The organism is Pseudomonas sp. (assembly GCF_049653025.1).
Classification (GTDB): Bacteria; Pseudomonadota; Gammaproteobacteria; order Pseudomonadales; family Pseudomonadaceae; genus Aquipseudomonas.
The window spans coordinates 73,196-94,610 of sequence record NZ_JBASFM010000021.1 but is presented as its reverse complement, the minus strand read 5'-3'; the positions used below and the strand labels follow the sequence as shown (position 1 = coordinate 94,610).

The following is a 21,415-nucleotide window of genomic DNA, read 5'->3' as shown; positions in this document are numbered from 1 at the left end:
GGGTGGGTCGGTGAAGCGCGACCCACCCGACGGAACCACCCGCCTTATGGCTTAGGCGCTGGGTGCTTGCCAGGCGTCGATCACTTCCTGGGCGGCGCGGAAGGCGTCGATGGCCGCCGGTACGCCGGCGTAGACCGCGCAGTGCAGCAGGGTTTCGCGGATTTCCTCGACGCTGCAGCCGTTGTTCAGCGCGCCACGCACGTGGCCTTTCAGCTCCTGCGGGCATTTCAGGGCCGTCAGCGCCGACAGGGTGATCAGGCTGCGGGTCTTGCGATCCAGGCCTTCGCGGTTCCACACGCCGCCCCAGGCGTGTTCGTTGACGAAGTCCTGCAGTGGTTGGCTGAGCTCGGTAGCGTTACCCAGGGCGCGGTCGACGAAGGCGTCGCCCATCACTTCGCGGCGCACCTGCAGGCCGCTTTTCTTCTCTTCGTTCATGGCGGTTCTCCGGGGAGGTTATGCGCGCTTTGCGCGTTATTCGAGGGCTTCGACGCGCACCGGCACCACGCCTGCACGGAGCATGTCGATTTGCGCGGCGGCCTTGTGCGACAGGTCGATGATTCGCCCTTTGCTGTAAGGGCCGCGGTCGTTGATGCGCACCACCACGCTCTTGTCGTTGCGCAGGTTGGTCACCCGCACCAGGCTGCCGAAGGGCAGGTTGCGGTGTGCGGCGGTCAGGGCGTTCTGGTCGAAACGCTCGCCGCTGGCGGTTTTATTGCCATGGTGGCGCGCGCCGTAATAGGAAGCCTTGCCTTCGGCACGGTAGCCGTCTGGGTCGACCTGCCCCTGGCTGGCGCAGGCGCTGAGCAACAGGCTGGCTATGGCGATCAATAGCAGGCGCATGGCAGTTCCTTGGTGGGCTGGTAGCAGATAAAACAACGCCGGGCTGACCCGGCGTTGATATAGCAAGCCATCCTTGGCTTCTAGGGCGCGCCGGCCCGACCATCCATGGCCGGTCGTTCGCCGGGCCAACGCATGCGTTGGCTGTCCCGTCTTACCCTTCGAGCTTCTTCTTCAGCAGTTCGTTCACTTGGCCGGGGTTGGCCTTGCCTTTCGAGGCCTTCATGGCCTGGCCGACGAAGAAGCCGAACATCTTGCCGCGCTTGGCCTCGTCAGCTGCGCGGTACTGCTCGACCTGCTCTGCGTTGGCCGCCAGCACGTCGTCGAGCATCGATTCGATGGCGCCGGAGTCGGTGACCTGCTTCAGGCCTTTGGCTTCGATGATGGCGTCAGCGGATTCACCTTCACCGGCGGCCAGGGCTTCGAAGACCATCTTGGCGATCTTGCCGCTGATGGTGTTGTCCTTGATGCGCAAGATCATGCCGCCCAGCTGCTCGGCGGAAACGGGCGACTGCTCGATCTCCAGATTGTCTTTGTTGAGCAGGCTGGACAGCTCGCCCATTACCCAGTTGGCGGCCAGCTTGGCGTCGCCGCACACGGCGTTGACCGCCTCGAAGTAATTGGCCAGTTCACGGCTGGCGGCCAGTACGTCGGCGTCATAGGTGGACAGACCGAACTCGCGCTCGAAGCGCGCGCGCTTCTCGACTGGTAGCTCCGGCAGGGTGGCGCGGATCTCGTCGAGGAAGCTCTGCTCAATCACCACCGGCAGCAGGTCCGGGCAGGGGAAGTAACGGTAGTCGTTGGCTTCTTCCTTGCTGCGCATGGAGCGCGTCTGGTCCTTGTTCGGGTCATACAGGCGGGTTTCCTGCACCACTTTGCCGCCGTCTTCGATCAGCTCGATCTGCCGTTGCACTTCGTGGTTGATGGCTTTTTCGATAAAGCGGAACGAGTTGACGTTCTTGATCTCGGCGCGGGTGCCGAATTCGGCCTGGCCGACCGGGCGCACCGAGACGTTGCAGTCGCAGCGCAGCGAGCCTTCGGCCATGTTGCCGTCGCAGATATCCAGGTAGCGCACCAGGGCGTGCATGGCTTTGACGTAGGCCACCGCTTCCTTGGCCGAACGGATATCCGGCTCGGAGACGATTTCCAGCAGCGGCGTGCCGGCACGGTTGAGGTCGATGCCGCTCATGCCGTGGAAGTCTTCGTGCAGGCTCTTGCCGGCGTCTTCTTCCAGGTGCGCGCGGGTGATGCCGATGCGCTTCTGCGTGCCGTCTTCCAGGGTAATGTCGAGGAAGCCCTTGCCGACGATGGGGTCATCCATCTGGCTGGTCTGGTAGCCCTTCGGCAGGTCCGGGTAGAAGTAGTTCTTACGGGCAAAGATGTTCTTGCCGGCGATCTCGGCATCGATGGCCAGGCCGAACTTGCAGGCCATGCGCACGGCTTCGGCGTTGAGCACCGGCAGGGTGCCGGGCATGCCGAGGTCAACCAGGCTGGCCTGGGTGTTGGGCTCGGCACCGAAGGTGGTGGCGCTGGCCGAGAAGATCTTCGATTGGGTGCTGAGTTGGGCGTGGATTTCCAGGCCGATTACGGTTTCCCATTGCATGTCAGTCGTCCTCAGAATCCAGCCGGAGCTTGTGTGTGCCAGTCAGTAACCTGTTGGTACTGGTGGGCGACGTTGAGCAGGCGGCCTTCCTGGAAGTAAGGGGCGAGCAGTTGCACACCGACCGGCAAGCCGTCGACGAAGCCAGCAGGCATCGACAAACCGGGGATGCCGGCGAGGTTGGCGGTGATGGTGTAGATGTCTTCCAGGTAGGCGGCGACCGGATCGTTGTTCTTCTCGCCGAGTTTCCAGGCCAGGTTCGGCGTGGTTGGGCCGAGAATCACGTCGACGTCATTAAAGGCGGCGACGAAGTCGTTCTTTATCAGGCGGCGAATCTTCTGCGCCTTCAGGTAGTAGGCGTCGTAGTAGCCGGCGGACAGCGCGTAGGTGCCGACCATGATGCGCCGTTTAACTTCCGCGCCGAAGCCTTCACCACGGGAGCGCTTGTACAGGTCTTCAAGGTTGACCGGGTTCTCGCAGCGATAGCCGAAGCGCACACCGTCAAAGCGCGACAGGTTGGAGCTGGCCTCGGCCGGGGCGATTACGTAGTAGGCGGGAATCGCGTGCTGCATATTCGGCAGGCTGATTTCCTTGACGCTGGCGCCGAGCTTTTTCAGCTCTTCGACAACAGCCATCACTTTCTCGCCGATACGTGCATCCAGACCGGCGCCGAAGTATTCCTTCGGCAGGCCGATACGCAGGCCGCTGAGCGGCTGACTCAGTGCGGCCAGGTAGTCATCGACCGGTTGATCGACGCTGGTGCTGTCCTTGGCATCGAAGCCGGCCATGGCTTGCAGCATCAGTGCGCAGTCTTCTGCGGTGCGTGCCAATGGGCCGCCCTGATCGAGGCTGGAGGCGTAGGCGATCATGCCCCAGCGCGATACGCGGCCGTAAGTCGGCTTGATCCCGGTGAGGTTGGTCAGCGCCGCCGGCTGGCGAATCGAGCCGCCAGTGTCGGTGCCGGTGGCGGCAGGCAGCAGGCGTGCAGCCACAGCAGCAGCGGAGCCGCCAGAAGAACCGCCTGGTACGCGGGTCAGATCCCATGGGTTTTTCACCGCGCCGTAGTGGCTGGATTCGTTGGCCGAGCCCATGGCGAATTCGTCCATGTTCAGCTTGCCCAGGGTCACAGTGCCGGCGGCGGCGAGTTTCTCGACTACGGTGGCGTTATACGGGGCCTTGAAGCCGCTGAGGATCTTCGAGCCGCAGCTGGTCAGCACGTTCTGGGTGCAGAACAGGTCCTTGTGCGCAATTGGTGCACCGAGCAGCGCGCCGTTCTCGCCAGCCGCGCGGCGGGCATCGGCGGCCTTGGCCTGGCTCAGGGCCAGCTCTTCGGTCACGCTGATAAAGCTGTTGAGTTGCGGGTCGAGTTGCTGAATGCGCGCCAGCAGGCTGCGGCTCAGTTCCTCGGAGGAAAATTGCTTGTCGGCGAGTCCGCGGGCGATCTCGGCCAGGGTCAGTTGATGCATGGCTAGGTGCTTTCCCTTACTCGATGACTTTCGGAACCAGGTACAGGCCGTTCTCGACGGCCGGGGCGATGGCCTGGTAGGCCTCGCGCTGATTGTGTTCGGTGACCTGATCGGCGCGCAGGCGCTGCGTCGCTTCCAGCGGGTGGGCCAGCGGTTCGATGCCGTCGGTATTGACCGCCTGCATCTGGTCGATCAGGCCGAGAATGTTGTTAAGGGTCTCGGTGGTACCCGGAATATCGGCTTCATTCAGGCCCAGTCGAGCCAGATGAGCGATTTTCTCCACGTCGCAGCGTTCAAGCGCCATCAGGTTTCTCCCTATATAAAGCGGTGTAGACGAAGGCCGCCTTTGGAAATGTGAACAGGTCGCCATGCACAAATGCGCAGGGAACAGATAGTGGCAGGTGGCGGTCAAAGGCCGCGATGATGGGTCTTAAAGCCCGGAAAAACCGGCAATCTAACATATTGGTGCCTTGCTCAAAATCCCTGCCGTTGTTAGAGTTTGCCGCACTTTTTTACCCACGCGTTGCCTAGGGTCCCTATCCCATGTTCAAAAAACTGCGTGGCATGTTTTCCAGCGATCTGTCGATTGACCTGGGCACTGCCAATACCCTGATTTATGTTCGCGAGCGCGGCATTGTGCTGAACGAGCCGTCCGTGGTCGCCATCCGTACCCACGGTAACCAGAAGAGCGTGGTGGCGGTCGGAACCGAGGCCAAGCGCATGCTCGGTCGTACGCCGGGCAACATCGCGGCCATCCGCCCGATGAAAGACGGCGTGATCGCCGACTTCAGCGTCTGCGAAAAGATGCTGCAGTACTTCATCAATAAAGTGCACGAAAACAGCTTCCTGCAGCCGTCGCCACGGGTACTGATCTGCGTACCGTGCAAATCGACCCAGGTCGAGCGCCGCGCCATTCGTGAATCGGCCCTCGGTGCCGGTGCTCGCGAAGTGTTCCTGATCGAAGAGCCGATGGCCGCTGCCATCGGTGCCGGCCTGCCGGTAGAAGAAGCCCGCGGTTCGATGGTGGTCGATATCGGTGGTGGTACCACCGAAATCGCCCTGATCTCGTTAAACGGCGTGGTCTACGCCGAATCCGTACGGGTTGGCGGCGACCGTTTCGACGAAGCCATCATCACCTACGTGCGCCGCAACTACGGTTCGCTGATCGGTGAATCCACCGCCGAGCGGATCAAGCAGGAAATCGGCACCGCCTACGCCGGTGGCGAACTGCGTGAAGTCGACGTACGTGGTCGCAACCTGGCTGAAGGCGTACCGCGCAGCTTTACCCTGAACTCCAACGAAGTGCTCGAAGCGCTGCAAGAATCCCTGGCGACCATCGTTCAGGCGGTCAAGAGCGCTCTGGAGCAATCGCCGCCGGAGCTGGCCTCGGACATCGCTGAGCGTGGCCTGGTGCTGACCGGTGGTGGCGCATTGCTGCGTGACCTGGACAAGCTGCTGTCGCAGGAAACCGGCCTGCCGGTGATCGTTGCCGAAGACCCGCTGACCTGCGTGGCTCGCGGCGGCGGCAAGGCGCTGGAGATGATGGATCGCCACACCATGGACCTGCTGTCCTCGGAATAATGCGCGACCGCTCCAAGTCCTAAGCTGCAAGTCGGGTTCTATCCGCTTGCAGCTTTTGTTTGCTGCCTGACGCTGTGAGGAGCTGCCGATCAAACCGCTATTTGCCAAAGGTCCTTCGCTGGGTGTGCGCCTGCTGGTGTTCACCGTGCTATCGGCTGCGCTGATGGTGGTCGACGCACGCTTCACCCTGTTGCAGCCACTGCGCGCGCAGCTGGGCCTGATCGTCGAGCCGGTCTACTGGGCTGGGCGCTTGCCGGTGCGGCTGTGGGAGAGCGCGACTCAGGAGCTGAGCACGCGCAATGAGCTGACCGCCGAGAACGAAAAGCTCAAGGCCGAGCAGTTGATGATGCAGCGCCGCCTGCAGAAGCTCGCCGCGCTGACCGAGCAGAACGTGCGCCTGCGCGAGCTGCTCAACTCGGCCGCGCTGGTCGACGACGACGTGCTGGCCACCGAGCTGATCGGTATCGACCCCAATCCCTTTACCCACCGCATCCTGATCGACAAGGGCGAGAAGGACGGGGTGATATTGGGCCAGCCGGTGCTGGATGCGCGTGGCCTGATGGGCCAGGTGGTCGAGGTCATGCCCTACACCTCGCGTGTATTGCTGCTGACCGACACTACTCACAGCATTCCGGTGCAGGTCAATCGCAATGGCCTGCGCGCCATCGCCAGCGGTACCGGTAACCCGGAGCGTCTGGAGTTGCGCCATGTCGCCGATACGGCGGATATCAAGGAAGGCGATCTGCTGGTCAGCTCCGGTCTCGGTCAGCGCTTCCCCGCGGGTTATCCGGTGGCCACCGTCACCGAGGTGATCCACGATTCCGGCCAGCCGTTCGCCATCGTCCGCGCGGTGCCGACTGCCATGTTGAACCGCAGCCGTTACATGCTGCTGGTGTTTACTGACCCGCGTACACCGGAGCAGCGTGCCACCGAGTCGGCGCAGGCGCAGGAAGCCCTGGACCGTGAAATTCTGCAGCAGGCGCAACCTGCCACTCAGGCTGCCGAAGCGCCTGCGGCCCCCGCCAACCCGCCAGAGGCAGCGCAATAATGGCCGTCCGAGCAAGCAATCTCTGGTTCGTCTGGCTGACATTTGCGCTGGCGCTGCTGCTGAGCGTGGCGAGCATGCCGAAGTTTATGGAAATCGGTCGTCCGCTGTGGCTGGCGCTGTTTCTGACTTACTGGGTGCTGGCCTTGCCGCACCGCGTGGGCATGACCACGGCCTGGGGCATCGGCCTGCTTGCCGATGTGCTGAATGGCAGCCTGCTTGGGCAGAACGCGCTGATCCTGACCCTAATTACCTTTCTGGTGCTGACCCTGCACCAGCGCCTGCGCATGTTCCCCATGTGGCAGCAGAGCACGGTGTTGCTGGTGGTATTCGGCCTGGCCCAGCTGGTGCAATTGTGGCTGAATGCCTTGACCGGTAGTCGGCCGCCGACCTTGGCCTTCGTGCTGCCGGCACTGGTCAGCGCCTTGCTCTGGCCCTGGGTCTGCACCATTTTGCGCGGGCTGCATCAGCGTCTGGGCGTCAATTAAGCACGGCCTGCGGGCCTTGCGTTTATCCGACAGGGAGAAGTCAGCATGGCCACCCTCTATCTGGCCTCCGGGTCGCCGCGCCGCCGTGAATTGCTAACGCAAATTGGCGTGCCCTTCCTCACACAAATCGCCCCTATCGATGAAAATGCATTGCCAGACGAGTCGCCGATCGCCTATGTAGAGCGTCTGGCGCGTGCCAAGGGGCAGGCGGGACTGGCCGCATTGACCGATACTCAGGATGCTGTGGTGCTGGGTGCCGATACGGCGGTGGTGCTCGACGGTCGTATTCTCGGCAAGCCGGCCGATCGTGCCGAAGCCATGGCCACCCTGCTGGCGCTGTCCGGGCGTAGTCATGAGGTGCTGACCGCGGTGGCGCTGGTCAGCACTGCACGTACGGAGTCGCGGGTGGTGGCCAGTCAGGTGAGTTTCCGGCCGCTGCAACGCGCCGAAATCGAGGCCTATTGGGCCAGCGGCGAGCCGCAGGATAAGGCCGGCAGCTATGGTATCCAGGGGCTGGCGGCGGTATTTGTCAGTCAGCTGCAAGGCAGCTATTCGGCGGTGGTGGGCTTGCCCCTGTGTGAAACCGCTGCGTTACTCGCAGAATTTGCTATTCCGTGCTGGCAGTCGCTGCCAGATCACAGTCAAGAGGTTGCGGGTCGCGAGTGAATGACCGCCGTTAGCGGCGCAGTTCCTGGGCTTTCAGCTTGATCTCAGAAGAGATAAGCGCATGAGTGAAGAGATTCTGATCAATATCACGCCGATGGAATCGCGCGTGGCGGTGGTGGAAAACGGCGTGCTGCAGGAAGTGCACGTCGAGCGCACGCAGAAGCGCGGCATCGTCGGCAATATCTACAAGGGCAAGGTGGTGCGCGTGCTGCCAGGCATGCAGGCGGCGTTTGTCGATATTGGTCTGGAACGTGCGGCCTTTATTCATGCGGCGGAAATCTCCAGCCGCGAAGGCCCAGCGGTGGAAAGTATCAGCGCCCTGGTGCACGAAGGCCAGAGCCTGGTGGTGCAGGTCACCAAGGACCCGATTGGCAGCAAGGGCGCGCGCCTGACCACTCAGCTGTCGATCCCTTCGCGCTACCTGGTGTATATGCCGCGCACCGCCCATGTCGGTATTTCCCTGAAGATCGAGGATGAGGCCGAGCGCGAGCGCTTGAAGCAGGTGGTCGCCGATTGCGTGGCCGCCGAAGGCATCGAGGAGGCGGGCGGTTTTATTTTGCGCACCGCCGCCGACGGGGCTGGGGCCGATGAAATCCTCGCCGATATCCGTTACCTGCGCCGCCTGTGGGAGCAGATCGCCACGCAGATGAAAGTCGGCCCGACGCCGCTGGTGATCTACGAAGACTTGAGCCTGGCGCTGCGCACCCTGCGCGACCTGGTCAATCCGAAGATCGAAAAAATCCGCGTCGACTCGCGCGAGACCTTCCAGAAGATCACCCAGTTCGTCGATGAGCTGATGCCGGAGGTCGCCGACCGTCTCGAGCATTACCCAGGCGAGCGGCCGATCTTCGACCTGTATGGCGTCGAGGACGAGATTCAGAAGGCGCTGGAGCGCAAGGTGCCGCTCAAGTCCGGCGGCTATCTGGTGGTCGATCCTGCCGAGGCGATGAGCACCATCGACGTCAACACTGGCGCGTTCGTCGGCCATCGTACCCTCGAAGAAACCATCTTCAAGACCAACCTGGAAGCGGCTACGGCGATTGCCCGGCAGCTGCGCCTGCGCAACCTGGGAGGGATCATCATCATCGACTTCATCGACATGGAAGATGAAGAACACCAGCGCCAGGTTCTGCGTACTCTGGAAAAGCAGCTGGAGCGCGACCACGCCAAGACCAATATCATCGGCATCACCGAGCTGGGCCTGGTGCAGATGACCCGCAAGCGCACCCGCGAAAGCCTCGAGCAGGTGCTGTGCGAGCCGTGCAGCTGCTGCCAGGGACGCGGCAAGCTGAAGACCGCGGAAACCACCTGCTACGAAATCTTCCGCGAGATTCTGCGCGAGGCCCGTGCTTATCAGCCGGAAGGCTACCGTGTGCTGGCCAACCAGAAGGTGGTCGACCGCCTGCTCGATGAGGAGTCGGGCAATGTCGCCGATCTGGAGGCCTTTATCGGCCGCACCATCAAGTTTCAGGTCGAGACCATGTATTCCCAGGAGCAATACGATGTGGTCCTGCTCTGACATGCCCCTGTTCTTCGCGAGCGTGAACTGAGTGCAGGCTCTGGCGCGCTGGTTTGCCGCGTTGCTGCGGGGTGGCTTGGCGCTGTGCGCCCTGGCGCTGGTGCTGGCGGCGCTGTATGTCAGCCTGGGTCGCGAGCTGGTGCCGCTGGTTGCCGAATACCGCCTGGAAGTCGAAGACAAGGCCCGCGCGGCCTTGGCCATGCCGATCCAGATTGGCGAGCTGGAAGGGCTCTGGCAGGGCTTCGCACCGGTACTGACCGCCCACGATGTGCAAGTGGGCGACGGCCCCGGCGCGTTGCAGCTGGATCAGGTGCGCCTGGTCCCGGATGTGCTGGGCAGCCTGCTGGCGCGCCAGGTGCGCGTGGCCAGACTGGAGCTGGACGGCCTGCAACTGGTGGTGCAGCAGGATGCCGCCGGTGGCTGGGCGCTGAAAGGCCTGCCGGCGCGGCCGAATGCCGCGCCCATGCAGCTGGAGCAGGTGCTGCAACAGTTGCAGGTGATCAAGCGCCTGAGTCTGCTGAACAGCCAGGTCACCGTGCAGCTGCATGAACAACCTGCGCGCACCCTGACCTATGTAAACCTCACCCTGAGCAATGGCAGTGCGCGTCAGCGTCTGGACGGTCGGCTGTTGCTGCCGGATGGTCAGCCCCTGGCGCTGCAGTTACGCACCCGTTTGCGTGCCAAGCAGTGGCGCGATGCCCAGGCCGAGTTGTACCTGAGCCTACCGCAGAGCGATTGGGCCGCCTGGCTGCCGGCCGGTTTGCTGGGCGAGTGGCGGTTGCAGCAGTTCACCCTCGGTGGCGATGTCTGGCTGAGCTGGGCCAAGGGCGAGGTGCAGCGCGTGGTCAGCCGTCTGCATGCACCGCAGGTGCGGGCGGGCTACGCCAAGCGTGAGGCGGTCGAGCTGAGCAACCTGGCGTTGAACGGCTATTTCACTCGCACCGATGAGGGTTTCCAATTACTCCTGGATGACCTGGCCTTCAGCCGTGGCGAAACCCGCTGGGGCGAGGCGCGCCTGGCGCTGGTGCATCAACAGGACAGTGCCGCCGCCGAAGAGCAGTGGCTGGGCAATGCCGATCAGCTCGACCTGGCCCCCTTGCAGCCGCTGCTGGCGGCGCTTGCGCCCTTGCCGGACAACGCCTTGGGCCTGCTCAAGCAGCTGCAACCGGTCGGCACCTTGCGCAATATCCAGCTCGACTATCGGCCGCAGATTGAAGGCAGCAAGCGCTTGCAGTTCGCCGCCAATCTGGAGCACGTCGGCTTTGCCGCCTACCTGGGCTCGCCTGCGGTGGCAAACGCCAGCGGCAGCATCAGCGGCGACCTGGGCCAGGGTGAGTTGCGCGTCGATACGCAAGACCTCTCCCTGCACCTGGCCACCCTGTTTCCCAAACCCTGGCACTACCAGAAAGCCAATGCCCTGCTGACCTGGCAGCTGGATGAGCAGGCGTTCACCCTGCGCAGCCCCTATCTGCAGGTGGTGGGGGAGGAAGGCCGGGTTGCCGGCGATTTCCTGATCCGCCTGCGCCGCGATCCGGCCGCAGAAGACTATATGGACCTGCGCGTCGGTATCCGCGAGGGCGATGCGCGCTTTACCGAGAAATACCTGCCGAGCCTGGCTCCGGGCATGAGCCCTGAACTGGATGCCTGGCTGAAAACCGCGATTCGCGCCGGCAAGGTCGATGAAGGCTATTTCCAGTACCAGGGCTCGTTGAACAAGGGCGCGGAGAACAGTGCGCGCAGCCTTAGCCTGTTCTTCGCCGTGCGCGAGGCCGAACTGGCCTTTCAGCCGGGCTGGCCGGTATTGCGCGAAGGGCGCGGCGCAGTGTTTATCGAGGACAGCGGGGTGCGTGTCGAGCTGGCCGAAGGGCGCTTGCTCGACAGTCGCGTGCACAATGCCGTGGCCAGCATCCCGACGCCAGCCGCGGGGCAACCGGCCCGCCTGCAGCTCAATAGCGAGCTGAGCAGCAGCATTGGCGATGCCTTGAAGCTTCTGCAAGAGGCCCCGATCGGCACGGCCGCCACCTTTGCCGGCTGGAGCGGCGAGGGTGCGCTGGCGGGCAAGCTTAAGCTCGATTTGCCGCTGCGCAAGGGCCTGGCTCCCGAAGTGGTGGTGGATTTTGCCACCACGGGTGCGCAGCTCAACCTGAGCAACCCGCCATTGCAGCTCAGTCAGCTGCAGGGCGCATTCCGTTATAACACCGCCAGCGGTCTCAGTGCCCCGGATATTCGCGCCAAGGTGCTGGGGCATGACGTGCGTGGCAAGGCGCTGGCCGAGGGCGCGCGCGGCAACGCCCGCACGCGTATCGAGGCGAACGGCAAGGTCGCGGTCACGGAGTTGAGCAGTTGGCTGGGCGTGACTCAGCCCTTGCCGGTCAATGGCCAGCTGCCTTACCGCCTGCGTCTGACCCTCGACGGTGCCGATAGCCAGCTACGCGTCGACTCCAACCTGCAGGGCTTGGCCATCGAGTTGCCGGCCCCCTTTGGCAAAACCGCAGACGGCGCGCGTCAGGCCGAGTGGCGCATGAGCCTGGGCGGCCGCGAGCAGCGTTACTGGCTGGATTACGCCGATTTGGCCAGCCTGTCGTTTGCCGCCAGTCCGGGGCAGTTGAGCCAGGGCCGCGGTGAGTTGCGTCTGGCCGACGGGCCGTCGAGCCTGCCGACCTCGCCCGGCTTGCGTCTGCGCGGGCGGGTGGCGGAGTTCGACTGGTCGGCCTGGCAGCAGGTGCTGAAGCCCTACACCACGCTGCCGAAGAATGACGCGCAGCAGTTGTTCAAGGATGCGCAGTTGCAGATCGGTCGCTTCAGTGGCTTCGGCATCAGCCTGGATGCCCTGGCAGTGTCGTTGCAGCGCGAGGCGCAGGCCTGGGCGGTGAGCCTGGACAGCGAGCGCCTCAAGGGTCGGGTCGAGCTTGCGGATGCTGCGCAGGCTCCGATTGTGCTCAAGCTCGACTACGTGCGCCTGCCTGCCGCCGAGCCCAAGCTCAAGAGCGAGGTGCCAGTCGATCCGCCGGATGCCCTGGCCAGCGTCGATCCGCGGCAGATTCCGGCTCTGGACCTGCACATTGCCACGCTGTACCAGGGCCAGGACGCCATCGGCTCCTGGTCATTGAAGGCCCGGCCGAGTGCCGATGGCGTACTGTTTAGTGAGCTGGACTTCAATCTGAAAGGCTTGAAGATCAACGGCAGCGCTGGCTGGCAGGGCGCACCGGGAGCCTCCAGCAGTTGGTACAAGGGGCGTATGGCCGGCGCTGATCTGGCCGATGTGCTGCTGGCCTGGGGCTTTGCGCCCACCGTCAGCAGTCAGAGCTTCCGCATGGATGTCGACGGCAACTGGCCCGGCTCGCCGGCCTGGTTTGCCATGAAACGCTTCAATGGCAGCCTGGACGTGGCCATGCGCAAGGGCCAGTTCTCCGAAGTGCAGGGTTCGGCCTCGGCGCTACGGGTGTTCGGCCTGCTCAACTTCAACTCGATTGGTCGTCGCCTGCGCCTGGATTTCTCCGACCTGCTCGGCAAGGGCCTGAGCTATGACCGGGTCAAGGGTGTGCTGGTCGCCACCAATGGCGTGTTTATCACCCGCAAGCCGCTCAGCTTGGAGGGGCCGTCGAGCAACCTCGAACTCAACGGCACCCTGGATATGGCCAGCAACCAGATCGACGCCAAGTTGTTGGTGACCCTGCCAGTGACCAACAACCTGCCCTTGGCTGCCTTGATCGTCGGCGCTCCGGCGATTGGCGGCGCGCTGTTTATCGCCGACAAGTTGCTGGGCAACAGCGTCGCCCGCTTTGCCAGCGTGCAGTACGACATCAAGGGGCCTTGGCAGTCGCCGACGATCAGCTTCGACAAACCCTTCGAGAAGCCGCGCTAAATAGCGGGCAAGCGCTTTGTAGGGGTGCAGTCCGCAGGCATGGCTTGTAAGCTGGTGCCTTCTGTCCGTATCGAGATACCACAGCCATGACCCTTGCGGTGCTTCAACTGGTCAGCCAGGCCGATGTCCTGGCCAATCTGGCGCAGGCCCGGCAACAGCTGGAACAGGCCGCCGAACGCGGCGCGCGCCTGGCGGTGCTGCCGGAAAACTTCGCCGCCATGGGCCGTCGCGACCTGGCTGCGCTGGGGCGTAGCGAGGCGCTGGGTGAGGGGCCGATTCTGCCCTGGCTGCAGCAGGCCGCCCGCGACTTGCAGTTGTGGATAGTTGCCGGCACTTTGCCCTTGCCGCCGGATGGCCAGCCCGAGGCCAAGGCCCATGCCTGTTCATTGCTGATCGATGACTGCGGCCAGCGGGTGGCGCGCTATGACAAGCTGCATCTGTTCGATGTGGATGTCAGCGACAGTCATGGTCGTTACCGCGAATCCGATGATTACGCCTTCGGCAGTCAGGTGGTGGTGGCCGATACGCCGGTCGGCCGTTTGGGCCTGAGCGTTTGCTATGACCTGCGTTTCCCCGAGCTGTACAGCGCCTTGCGCGCCGCCGGGGCGGAGCTGATCAGCGTGCCGGCGGCATTTACTGCGGTTACCGGCGCGGCGCATTGGCAGATACTCACCCGTGCACGGGCCATCGAAACTCAATGTTATGTATTGGCGGCCGGGCAGGGCGGCACCCATCCCGGCGGGCGCGAGACCTTTGGTCATTCGGCGATTGTCGATCCCTGGGGCCGGGTGCTCGGCGAATTACCGCAGGGCCCCGGCGTGGTGCTGGCCGAGCGCGATGCCGGCGATCAGGCGGCGATTCGCCAACGCATGCCGGTGGCGCGGCATAAACGATTTTTTGCAGCGGCCGAACCGCGGCTGCCAGGTGTGGAACAGTCATGAACGAGACTAAGTTGAGCGAGATCAGGCAATGAGCGAGATGTTGGTGTCCGTCAGTGAGCATCTGTTGAGTCCGGGCGGCTTGAGCATTGAGCATCTGCCGGGTGTATTGGCTGAGTTGGCGGGCCCGGGCATCGATGCGGCCGACCTGTATTTCCAGAGCCAGGTCTCGGAAACCTGGGCGCTGGAAGACGGTATCGTCAAGGAAGGCAGCTTCAACCTCGACCAGGGCGTTGGTGTGCGCGCCCAGTCCGGCGAGAAAACCGGTTTTGCCTACAGCAATGCGATCACCGCCGATGCCCTCAGCCAGGCGGCTCGCGCCGCGCGCTCGATTGCCCGGGCCGGGCAGAGTGGTCGGGTACAGGCGTTCAGCAGCCCCTTGGTGACGCCGCTGTATGCCCAGGTCAACCCGCTGGATGTGCTCGGTCGCGCCGAGAAGGTCGAGCTGCTCAAGCGCATCGACGTCGCTACCCGCGCCCTTGATCCACGCATCAAGCAGGTCACGGTCAGCCTGGCCGGGGTCTGGGAGCGCATCCTGATCGCCGCCACTGATGGCAGCCTGGGCGCGGATATCCGTCCGCTGGTACGTTTCAACGTCAGCGTGATCGTCGAGCAGAACGGTCGCCGTGAGCGCGGTGGCCATGGCGGCGGCGGGCGCACCGATTACCGTTACTTCTTGGAAAAAGACAGCCTCAACGAAGAGCGCGCCATGGGTTATGCCCGCGAAGCGTTGCGTCAGGCCCTGGTCAACCTGGAAGCGATTCCCGCGCCTGCGGGCAGCATGCCGGTGGTGATGGGCGCCGGCTGGTCCGGCGTGCTGCTGCACGAGGCGGTCGGTCACGGCCTGGAAGGCGACTTCAACCGCAAGGGCAGCTCGGCCTACAGTGGCAAGATCGGCGAAAAGGTCGCCTCGAGCCTGTGCACCATCGTCGATGACGGCACCCTGGCCGAACGTCGCGGTTCCCTCAGCATTGATGACGAGGGCACGCCGACCCAGTGCACCACGCTGATCGAGAACGGTGTGCTCAAGGGCTATATGCAGGACAAGCTGAACGCCCGCCTGATGGGCGTGGCGCGCACCGGCAACGGTCGTCGCGAGTCCTACGCGCACCTGCCGATGCCGCGCATGACCAACACCTACATGCTTGCCGGCGAGAGCGACCCGGAAGAAATCATCCGCTCGGTGAAGAAGGGTATCTACTGCGCCAACCTCGGCGGCGGTCAGGTCGATATCACCAGCGGTAAGTTCGTGTTCTCCACCAGCGAGGCTTACCTGATCGAGGACGGCAAGATCACCGCTCCGGTCAAGGGCGCAACCCTGATCGGCAATGGCCCGGAAGCCATGAGTCGGGTGTCGATGGTCGGTAACGACCTGGCCCTGGACAGCGGCGTCGGTACCTGTGGCAAGGATGGGCAGTCGGTGCCGGTTGGCGTGGGCCAGCCGACGCTGAAGATTGATGCGATTACCGTGGGCGGAACGGGTGGGTGAAGGCTGTCGATTGGGCTGAGCGTTGCGCCGCCCAATCGATGCTGGACCTTAGCGCAAGCCGCGCTGGGCTTCGTCCAGTTCGCGGATGTATTTGAAGATTTTGCGTGAAGCAGCAGGCGCTTTGTTCTGCGCCAGCTCGTGCTGGCCCTGACGGATCAGCTGGCGCAGGTGTTGGCGGTCGGCGTCGGGGTATTCGACGACAAATTTTTCCAGGATGGCGTCGTCGCCGTTGAGCAAGCGGTCGCGCCAGCGTTCCAGATTATGGAAGCGCTCGTTGTACTGGCGGGTGGAGGCGTCCAGCTGGTCGAGCAGGCTTAGGATGGCGTCGATGTCCTGATCGCGCATCAGCCGGCCGATAAATTGCACATGACGCTTTTTCGCGGCATTGGCAGTGTGCTTCGGGGCTTCGGCCAGTGCGCGGCGCAGCTCGTCGGTCAGCGGCAGTTTGTTCAGCAGGTCGAGTTTCAGGGTGGTCAGGCGTTGCCCCAAATCTTGTAGCGCATGAAACTCGCGCTTGATCTGGGTTTTGCTCTTCTCGCCGGAGAAGTCGTCAAGGTATTCAGACATGGTGGCGGTCCAGTGGAAAACGCCGACATGATAGCAGCAAGTTTCCAGCTGTAAGCGTCTGGCCTGTGTGGCCGCGCTTGCCGCTTATCGTTCAGGAGTTCTTATGAGTGCAGTAGACGTCGTCGGGCCCCAGGCTGTGCCGCAATTGCAGGCGCAGGTGGAGCAGATTATTGCCGAGGCCAGAAAGCAGGGCGCGAGTGCCTGTGAAGTTGCCGTCTCGGTGGAGCAGGGCTTGTCCACCACGGTACGTCAGGGCGAGGTGGAAACGGTCGAGTTCAACCGCGACCAGGGCTTCGGCATCACCCTGTATGTCGGTCAGCGCAAGGGCTCGGCCAGCACCTCTGCGAGCGGCGAGGCGGCGATTCGCGAGACCGTGGCGGCGGCTCTAGCCATCGCCAAGCATGCCTCCGAGGACGAGTGCGCCGGTCTGGCCGATGCCGGGTTGATGGCTCGCGAACTGCCGCAGCTGGATCTGTACCATGCCTGGTCGATCACTCCGGAGCAGGCCATCGAGCAGGCCTTGAGCTGCGAGGCGGCAGCCTTTGCCGCCGATCAGCGGATCAAGAACGCCGACGGCACTACGCTCAATACCCACCAGGGCTGCCGGGTCTATGGCAACAGCCATGGCTTTATCAGCGGGTATGCCAGCACGCGGCACAGCCTGAGCTGCGTGATGATCGCCGAAGACGGCGGGCAGATGCAGCGCGACTACTGGTATGACGTCAACCGACAGGGCGAGCTGCTGGCCGATGCCGGCAGCATTGGCCGGCGTGCCGCTGAGCGTGCGGTAAGCCGCTTGGGGGCGCGCCCGGTGCCGACCTGCGAAGTGCCGGTGCTGTTCGCCGCCGAGCTGGCGACCGGTTTGTTTGGTAGCTTCCTGGCGGCTATTTCCGGCGGCAATCTGTACCGCAAGTCATCCTTTCTCGAAGGTTCTTTGGGCCAGCAGCTGTTCCCTGACTGGCTGAAGATTGATGAGCGCCCGCATATTCCTCGTGCGCTAGGCAGCGCGGCCTTCGATGGCGACGGCATGGCGACCTACGCCAAGTCCTTTGTCGAGCGCGGCGAGCTGTTGTCCTATGTGCTCGGCACCTATTCCGGGCGCAAGCTGGGCATGCCTAGCACCGCCAACTCCGGCGGCGTGCATAACCTGTTTGTCAGCCACGGCGATGAAGATCAAAAGGCCCTGCTCAAGCGTATGGGCCGCGGCCTGCTGGTCACCGAGCTGATGGGCCAGGGCCTGAACATGGTCACCGGCGACTATTCGCGTGGCGCTGGCGGTTACTGGGTGGAGAACGGCGAAATCCAGTTCCCGGTGCAGGAAGTCACCATCGCCGGCAACCTGCGCGATATGTTCAAGCAGATTGTCGCGGTGGGCAGTGATCTGGAGCTGCGCAGCAATATCCGCACCGGCTCGGTGTTGATCGAGCGGATGACGGTGGCCGGCAGCTAATCTGTTCGGCATGAAAAAGGGGCTGCCGCTTAAGCGCTCAGCCCCTTTTTATTGCCTGCCATCCATGGCGGCCACCTTACGGGCGCGTCGCTACGCGACGTTAAAAATGTCTCCCGGACATTTTTTATTGTCTGCGGGTTTACTCGCCTTCGTCGAAGTAGTTGTTGATCAGCTCGCTCAGGGCTTGCAGCGCGTCGGCGTCCTGTTCACCTTCGGTCAGCAGGTGCACGGTGGTGCCTTTGCCGGCGGCCAACATCATCACGGCCATGATGCTCTTGCCGTCGACCAGACTTTCCGGGCTGCGGCCGACTCTGACCTGGCAGGGAAAGCGCCCGGCGACGCCGACAAACTTGGCCGCCGCGCGGGCGTGCAGGCCAAGCTTGTTGATAATGGTGATTTCGCAGGCGGGCATCGCGGCAATTCCTTAACTGAGGTCGCGGTGGCGAGTCTGAACGTTTTTCAGAATAGGTTTGAGGGTTTCGCCGAGGCGGTTGGCCAGATAGACCGAGCGGTGATGGCCGCCGGTGCAACCGATCGCCACCGTGACGTAGGCGCGGTTACTGGCGGCAAAACGCGGCAGCCATTTGGTCAGGTAGGCGAGGATGTCCTGGTACATCTCCTCGACATCGGCCTGGGCGGAAAGATAGTCGACCACCGGCTGATCCAGCCCTGAGTAATCGCGTAGGTCCGGTTTCCAGTAAGGGTTGGGCAGGCAGCGCACATCGAAGACCAGGTCGGCATCCACCGGCATGCCGCGCTTGAAGCCAAAGGACTCGATCAGAAACGCGGTACCCGGCTCAGGCTGATTGAGCAGGCGCAGCTTGAGGCTGTCGCGCAGCTGGTACAGGTTGAGGTGGGTGGTGTCGATTTTCAGGTCGGCCAGGTCGATGATCGGCCCGAGCAGCAGGCTTTCATCGGCAATCGCTTCGGCCAGCGAGCGGTTTTCGTTGGTCAGCGGATGACGTCGGCGAGTTTCCGAGAAACGCTTGAGCAGGGTTTCTTCATCGGCGTCGAGGTAGATCACATCGCACTTGATATGCCGTGCGCGCACCTCGTCGAGCAGCTCAGGGAAGCGTTTGAGGTGGCTGGGCAGGTTGCGCGCATCGATCGAAACGGCCACCAGCGGGTGCAGCAATTCGGTGTGCAGCAGTGCGCGTTCGGCCAGTTCGGGCAGCAGGCCGGCGGGCAGGTTGTCGATGCAGTAGAAGCCGTTGTCCTCAAGCACATCGAGGGCGGTGCTTTTTCCGGAGCCGGAGCGACCGCTAACGATGATCAGGCGCATGCTCAGGCTCGATTGAGTTGGCTTTGTACGTCCACGACCACCTGATACAGCGCTTCGCTACTCTCGGCCTGGCGCAGGCTGGTGCGCACGTCGCTGCGGTCGAGCATGCTGGCGATCTGCCGGAGCAGTTCCAGGTGAGCGTCAGTGGCGGCTTCCGGAACCAGCAGGACGAACAGCAGGTCGACCGGCGCGCCGTCGATGGCATCGAAGTCGACCGCCGCGTCGAGCCGCAGCAGGGCGCTGATCGGCGCGCTGCAGCCGGGCAGACGGCAGTGCGGAATGGCGATGCCATTGCCGAAACCGGTCGAGCCGAGTTTTTCGCGGGCGATCAGGCTTTCGAAGATGTCTTGGCCATCCAGGTCAGGCAGCTCGCGCGCCACCAGGTTGGCAATCTGTTCGAGAACACGTTTTTTGCTGCCGCCCGGCACGTTCACCAAAGAACGGCCGGGGGTCAGGATAGTTTCAAGTCGGATCATAGGAGATAGACGATGTCAGCGGGCCATAGCGCCCTGTTGACGTTCGAGCTGTTTTTCCTTGTGTTTGATGAGTTGTCGGTCGAGTTTGTCAGTCAGTAAATCGATGGCTGCGTACATGTCTTCATGTTCGGCATTGGCGACGACTTCGCCGCCGGCAATGTGCAAGGTCGCTTCGATTTTCTGTTTGAGCTTCTCGACCTCCATGGTGACTTGCACGTTGGTAATCTTGTCGAAGTGGCGCTCCAGGCGACTGAGTTTTTCGTCGACGTAGGCGCGCAGGGCGTCGGTCACATCCAGCTGATGTCCACTGATGTTGACTTGCATACCGCTTTCTCCTTGTTGCCGTGTGTAAGAGGCAGGCAAGAGGCCTGCCGCCGGAACACTGTGGCGTGGAAGACTCTGGCAGAACGAGCCTGGCACGGTCGCTGATTACTTATTGGCAGTATGGCTGCTTTTGAGAAAAGGCGAGGCCTGGGCGCGTTCTGTGCGGAGCTTGTGTCTTCCTTCTTTGTGCCGCCTTAGATCAATCGTTTGCGCTCACTGGAAGGCGCTATTCCGAGGGATTCACGGTATTTGGCGACCGTGCGGCGGGCTACTTGAATGCCCTGTGCTTCCAGTAAACCAGCGATCTTGCTGTCACTCAACGGCTTTTTCGCATTTTCCGCGGCGACCAGTTTTTTGATGATGGCGCGGATCGCGGTGGACGAGCATTCGCCGCCCTCGGAGGTGCTGACGTGGCTGGAGAAGAAGTATTTCAGCTCGTAAATGCCGCGCGGGGTGTGCATGAATTTCTGCGTGGTAACCCGCGAAATGGTCGATTCGTGCATACCCACGGCTTCGGCGATGTCATGCAGAACCAGCGGTTTCATTGCCTCATCGCCGTAGTCGAGGAAGCCGCGCTGGTGTTCGACGATCTGCGTGGCGACCTTCATCAGGGTTTCGTTGCGGCTTTGCAGGCTTTTGATAAACCAGCGCGCTTCCTGCAATTGGTTGCGCATAAAGGTGTTGTCGGCGCTGGAGTCGGCACGTTTGACGAAGCCGGCATATTGCGCATTGACCCGCAGGCGTGGCATGGCTTCCTGGTTCAGCTCCACCAGCCAGCGTTCGTTGTGCTTGCGCACGATCACGTCGGGCACCACGTATTCCGGTTCACTTGATTCGATCTGCGAGCCGGGGCGCGGGTTAAGGCTCTGGATCAGGTCGATGACCTGGCGCAGCTCGTCTTCCTTGAGCTTCATGCGGCGCATCAACTGGCTGTAGTCGCGGCTGCCGAGCAGGTCGAGAAAGTCATTGGCCAGGCGCTGGGCTTCGCTCAGCCATGGGGTTTTCGCCGGCAGCTGACGCAGTTGCAGGAGCAGGCATTCGCCCAGGTTGCGTGCGGCGATGCCGGTGGGCTCGAATTGCTGGATGCGGTGCAGCACGGCTTCGACTTCGTCGCGCTCGATATCCAGTTCCGGGTCGAAGGCGTCCACCACTTCTTCCAGGGTTTCTTCCAGATAGCCTTGCTGGTTGATGCAGTCGATCAAGGTGACGCCGATCAGGCGGTCCTTGTCGGACATCACTGCCAGATTGAGTTGCCAGAGCAAGTGGCTTTGCAGGCTTTCGCCGCTGGACGTGCGGGTGGTGAAGTCCCACTCGTCATCATCGCTGGCGCTGCTTGGCAGGCTGCTGGCGCTGGTCTGGTAGATGTCTTCCCAGGCGGTGTCGACCGGCAGCTCGTTGGGGATGCGTTCACCCCAATCGCCTTCTTCCAGGTTGTCCACGGTCTGCGTGGCTTCCTGGTAGCTGGTCTCCTGGTACGGTGTTTCTGGCTGTTCGCTGGAGGATGCGCTTTCTGCGCCATCGGCCATGGGGTCCGAGTTGTCGAAATCGTCGCCTTCTTCCTGGCGTTCGAGCATCGGGTTGGACTCCAGGGCCTCCTGGATCTCTTGTTGCAGATCCAGGGTCGACAGTTGGAGTAGGCGGATGGCCTGTTGCAGCTGCGGGGTCATCGTCAGCTGCTGGCCCATCTTCAGGACTAGCGATGGTTTCATTGCAGACCTTATTTACCGGCGTCTGTGCGCAATCCACGACAGGGCGTTTTTTAAAGCGCCACTAGGAAGCAAATAATATGCCTAACTTTAAGGGCTTTGCCTAGCAGGCCGTT

At 62.8% G+C, this 21,415-nt stretch carries 20 protein-coding genes; 9 read left to right on the top strand and 11 right to left on the bottom strand.

Features of this window, described 5'->3' with window-relative positions; genetic code table 11:
* Window positions 1-51 precede the first annotated feature (51 nt).
* The 5 genes from WBK23_RS18155 to gatC all read right to left on the bottom strand — a co-directional run bounded on the left by WBK23_RS18155 (window position 52) and on the right by gatC (window position 4,207).
* Complete coding sequence (locus WBK23_RS18155) at window positions 52-435, bottom strand: carboxymuconolactone decarboxylase family protein (RefSeq protein ID WP_424485334.1); 384 nt, start codon at window positions 433-435, stop codon at window positions 52-54.
* Between the two features lie 36 nt (window positions 436-471).
* A complete protein-coding gene (locus WBK23_RS18150) occupies window positions 472-840 on the bottom strand; it encodes a septal ring lytic transglycosylase RlpA family protein (RefSeq protein WP_424485333.1) in 369 nt (122 codons plus the stop codon).
* A 151-nt stretch (window positions 841-991) separates the two neighbouring features.
* Window positions 992-2,440, bottom strand: coding sequence for an Asp-tRNA(Asn)/Glu-tRNA(Gln) amidotransferase subunit GatB (gene gatB, locus WBK23_RS18145; protein WP_424485332.1), 1,449 nt, complete (start codon window positions 2,438-2,440; stop codon window positions 992-994).
* A gap of 11 nt (window positions 2,441-2,451) precedes the next feature.
* A complete protein-coding gene (gene gatA / locus WBK23_RS18140; RefSeq protein ID WP_424485331.1) occupies window positions 2,452-3,903 on the bottom strand; it encodes an Asp-tRNA(Asn)/Glu-tRNA(Gln) amidotransferase subunit GatA in 1,452 nt (483 codons plus the stop codon).
* A 16-nt stretch (window positions 3,904-3,919) separates the two neighbouring features.
* The gene (gene gatC / locus WBK23_RS18135; RefSeq protein WP_424485330.1) at window positions 3,920-4,207 is read right to left on the bottom strand and encodes an Asp-tRNA(Asn)/Glu-tRNA(Gln) amidotransferase subunit GatC; all 288 of its coding nucleotides are present in this window, start codon (window positions 4,205-4,207) and stop codon (window positions 3,920-3,922) included.
* Window positions 4,208-4,446: 239 nt separating this feature from the next.
* Here gatC and mreB point away from each other — a divergent pair, with 239 nt between their 5' ends.
* The 8 genes from mreB (at window position 4,447) to tldD (ending at window position 15,494) form a co-directional block, all read left to right on the top strand.
* A complete protein-coding gene (gene mreB, locus WBK23_RS18130) occupies window positions 4,447-5,484 on the top strand; it encodes a rod shape-determining protein MreB (protein ID WP_090255536.1) in 1,038 nt (345 codons plus the stop codon).
* A 124-nt stretch (window positions 5,485-5,608) separates the two neighbouring features.
* A complete protein-coding gene (gene mreC, locus WBK23_RS18125) occupies window positions 5,609-6,532 on the top strand; it encodes a rod shape-determining protein MreC (RefSeq protein WP_424485329.1) in 924 nt (307 codons plus the stop codon).
* Window positions 6,532-7,017, top strand: a complete 486-nt coding sequence (gene mreD, locus WBK23_RS18120) for a rod shape-determining protein MreD (RefSeq protein WP_424485328.1) — start codon at window positions 6,532-6,534, stop codon at window positions 7,015-7,017. The genes mreC and mreD overlap by 1 nt, the downstream gene beginning before the upstream one ends.
* A 45-nt stretch (window positions 7,018-7,062) precedes the next feature.
* The gene (locus tag WBK23_RS18115; RefSeq protein ID WP_424485327.1) at window positions 7,063-7,683 is read left to right on the top strand and encodes a Maf family protein; all 621 of its coding nucleotides are present in this window, start codon (window positions 7,063-7,065) and stop codon (window positions 7,681-7,683) included.
* Window positions 7,684-7,744: 61 nt separating this feature from the next.
* Window positions 7,745-9,202 carry a ribonuclease G gene (gene rng, locus WBK23_RS18110; protein WP_424485326.1) on the top strand — a complete coding sequence of 486 codons (1,458 nt, stop codon included), beginning with the start codon at window positions 7,745-7,747 and terminating at the stop codon, window positions 9,200-9,202.
* Window positions 9,203-9,233: 31 nt separating this feature from the next.
* Entirely contained in the window at window positions 9,234-13,067 is a 3,834-nt protein-coding gene (locus WBK23_RS18105; protein ID WP_424485325.1) for a YhdP family protein, read from the top strand.
* Between the two features lie 86 nt (window positions 13,068-13,153).
* A complete protein-coding gene (locus tag WBK23_RS18100; protein ID WP_424485324.1) occupies window positions 13,154-14,008 on the top strand; it encodes a carbon-nitrogen hydrolase family protein in 855 nt (284 codons plus the stop codon).
* A 28-nt stretch (window positions 14,009-14,036) separates the two neighbouring features.
* The gene (gene tldD, locus WBK23_RS18095) at window positions 14,037-15,494 is read left to right on the top strand and encodes a metalloprotease TldD (RefSeq protein WP_424485323.1); all 1,458 of its coding nucleotides are present in this window, start codon (window positions 14,037-14,039) and stop codon (window positions 15,492-15,494) included.
* 48 nt (window positions 15,495-15,542) lie between these two features.
* On the opposite strand, the gene yjgA is transcribed toward tldD, so the two are convergent.
* Entirely contained in the window at window positions 15,543-16,061 is a 519-nt protein-coding gene (yjgA, locus tag WBK23_RS18090; RefSeq protein WP_424485322.1) for a ribosome biogenesis factor YjgA, read from the bottom strand.
* Window positions 16,062-16,164: 103 nt separating this feature from the next.
* On the opposite strand from yjgA, the gene pmbA reads away from it, so the two are divergent.
* Entirely contained in the window at window positions 16,165-17,511 is a 1,347-nt protein-coding gene (pmbA, locus tag WBK23_RS18085; RefSeq protein ID WP_424485321.1) for a metalloprotease PmbA, read from the top strand.
* A gap of 139 nt (window positions 17,512-17,650) precedes the next feature.
* Here the strand turns inward: pmbA and WBK23_RS18080 are convergent, their stop codons facing one another.
* From WBK23_RS18080 to WBK23_RS18060, 5 genes are all read right to left on the bottom strand, one after another.
* A complete protein-coding gene (locus WBK23_RS18080) occupies window positions 17,651-17,923 on the bottom strand; it encodes an HPr family phosphocarrier protein (RefSeq protein ID WP_424485320.1) in 273 nt (90 codons plus the stop codon).
* A 12-nt stretch (window positions 17,924-17,935) separates the two neighbouring features.
* On the bottom strand, window positions 17,936-18,793 hold the full coding sequence (rapZ, locus tag WBK23_RS18075; protein WP_424485319.1) for an RNase adapter RapZ: 858 nt from the start codon (window positions 18,791-18,793) through the stop codon (window positions 17,936-17,938).
* A 2-nt stretch (window positions 18,794-18,795) separates the two neighbouring features.
* Window positions 18,796-19,269 carry a PTS IIA-like nitrogen regulatory protein PtsN gene (gene ptsN / locus WBK23_RS18070; protein ID WP_424485318.1) on the bottom strand — a complete coding sequence of 158 codons (474 nt, stop codon included), beginning with the start codon at window positions 19,267-19,269 and terminating at the stop codon, window positions 18,796-18,798.
* 15 nt (window positions 19,270-19,284) lie between these two features.
* Window positions 19,285-19,593, bottom strand: a complete 309-nt coding sequence (hpf, locus tag WBK23_RS18065; RefSeq protein ID WP_424485317.1) for a ribosome hibernation-promoting factor, HPF/YfiA family — start codon at window positions 19,591-19,593, stop codon at window positions 19,285-19,287.
* Window positions 19,594-19,787: 194 nt separating this feature from the next.
* On the bottom strand, window positions 19,788-21,302 hold the full coding sequence (locus tag WBK23_RS18060) for an RNA polymerase factor sigma-54 (RefSeq protein ID WP_424485316.1): 1,515 nt from the start codon (window positions 21,300-21,302) through the stop codon (window positions 19,788-19,790).
* Window positions 21,303-21,415 lie beyond the last annotated feature (113 nt).

What these genes read in the sequence shown, in the direction of transcription:
- WBK23_RS18115 (WP_424485327.1), top strand. Translation starts at nt 7,063, where the DNA reads ATGGCCACCCTCTATCTGGCCTCCGGGTCGCCGCGCCGCCGTGAATTG.
- pmbA (WP_424485321.1), top strand. Translation starts at nt 16,165, where the DNA reads ATGAGTGCAGTAGACGTCGTCGGGCCCCAGGCTGTGCCGCAATTGCAG.
- ptsN (WP_424485318.1), bottom strand. Translation starts at nt 19,269, where the DNA reads ATGATCCGACTTGAAACTATCCTGACCCCCGGCCGTTCTTTGGTGAAC.
- gatC (WP_424485330.1), bottom strand. Translation starts at nt 4,207, where the DNA reads ATGGCGCTTGAACGCTGCGACGTGGAGAAAATCGCTCATCTGGCTCGA.
- mreD (WP_424485328.1), top strand. Translation starts at nt 6,532, where the DNA reads ATGGCCGTCCGAGCAAGCAATCTCTGGTTCGTCTGGCTGACATTTGCG.
- yjgA (WP_424485322.1), bottom strand. Translation starts at nt 16,061, where the DNA reads ATGTCTGAATACCTTGACGACTTCTCCGGCGAGAAGAGCAAAACCCAG.
- gatA (WP_424485331.1), bottom strand. Translation starts at nt 3,903, where the DNA reads ATGCATCAACTGACCCTGGCCGAGATCGCCCGCGGACTCGCCGACAAG.
- tldD (WP_424485323.1), top strand. Translation starts at nt 14,037, where the DNA reads ATGAGCGAGATGTTGGTGTCCGTCAGTGAGCATCTGTTGAGTCCGGGC.
- rng (WP_424485326.1), top strand. Translation starts at nt 7,745, where the DNA reads ATGAGTGAAGAGATTCTGATCAATATCACGCCGATGGAATCGCGCGTG.
- WBK23_RS18150 (WP_424485333.1), bottom strand. Translation starts at nt 840, where the DNA reads ATGCGCCTGCTATTGATCGCCATAGCCAGCCTGTTGCTCAGCGCCTGC.
- WBK23_RS18060 (WP_424485316.1), bottom strand. Translation starts at nt 21,302, where the DNA reads ATGAAACCATCGCTAGTCCTGAAGATGGGCCAGCAGCTGACGATGACC.
- rapZ (WP_424485319.1), bottom strand. Translation starts at nt 18,793, where the DNA reads ATGCGCCTGATCATCGTTAGCGGTCGCTCCGGCTCCGGAAAAAGCACC.
- hpf (WP_424485317.1), bottom strand. Translation starts at nt 19,593, where the DNA reads ATGCAAGTCAACATCAGTGGACATCAGCTGGATGTGACCGACGCCCTG.
- WBK23_RS18155 (WP_424485334.1), bottom strand. Translation starts at nt 435, where the DNA reads ATGAACGAAGAGAAGAAAAGCGGCCTGCAGGTGCGCCGCGAAGTGATG.
- gatB (WP_424485332.1), bottom strand. Translation starts at nt 2,440, where the DNA reads ATGCAATGGGAAACCGTAATCGGCCTGGAAATCCACGCCCAACTCAGC.
- WBK23_RS18100 (WP_424485324.1), top strand. Translation starts at nt 13,154, where the DNA reads ATGACCCTTGCGGTGCTTCAACTGGTCAGCCAGGCCGATGTCCTGGCC.
- WBK23_RS18080 (WP_424485320.1), bottom strand. Translation starts at nt 17,923, where the DNA reads ATGCCCGCCTGCGAAATCACCATTATCAACAAGCTTGGCCTGCACGCC.
- mreB (WP_090255536.1), top strand. Translation starts at nt 4,447, where the DNA reads ATGTTCAAAAAACTGCGTGGCATGTTTTCCAGCGATCTGTCGATTGAC.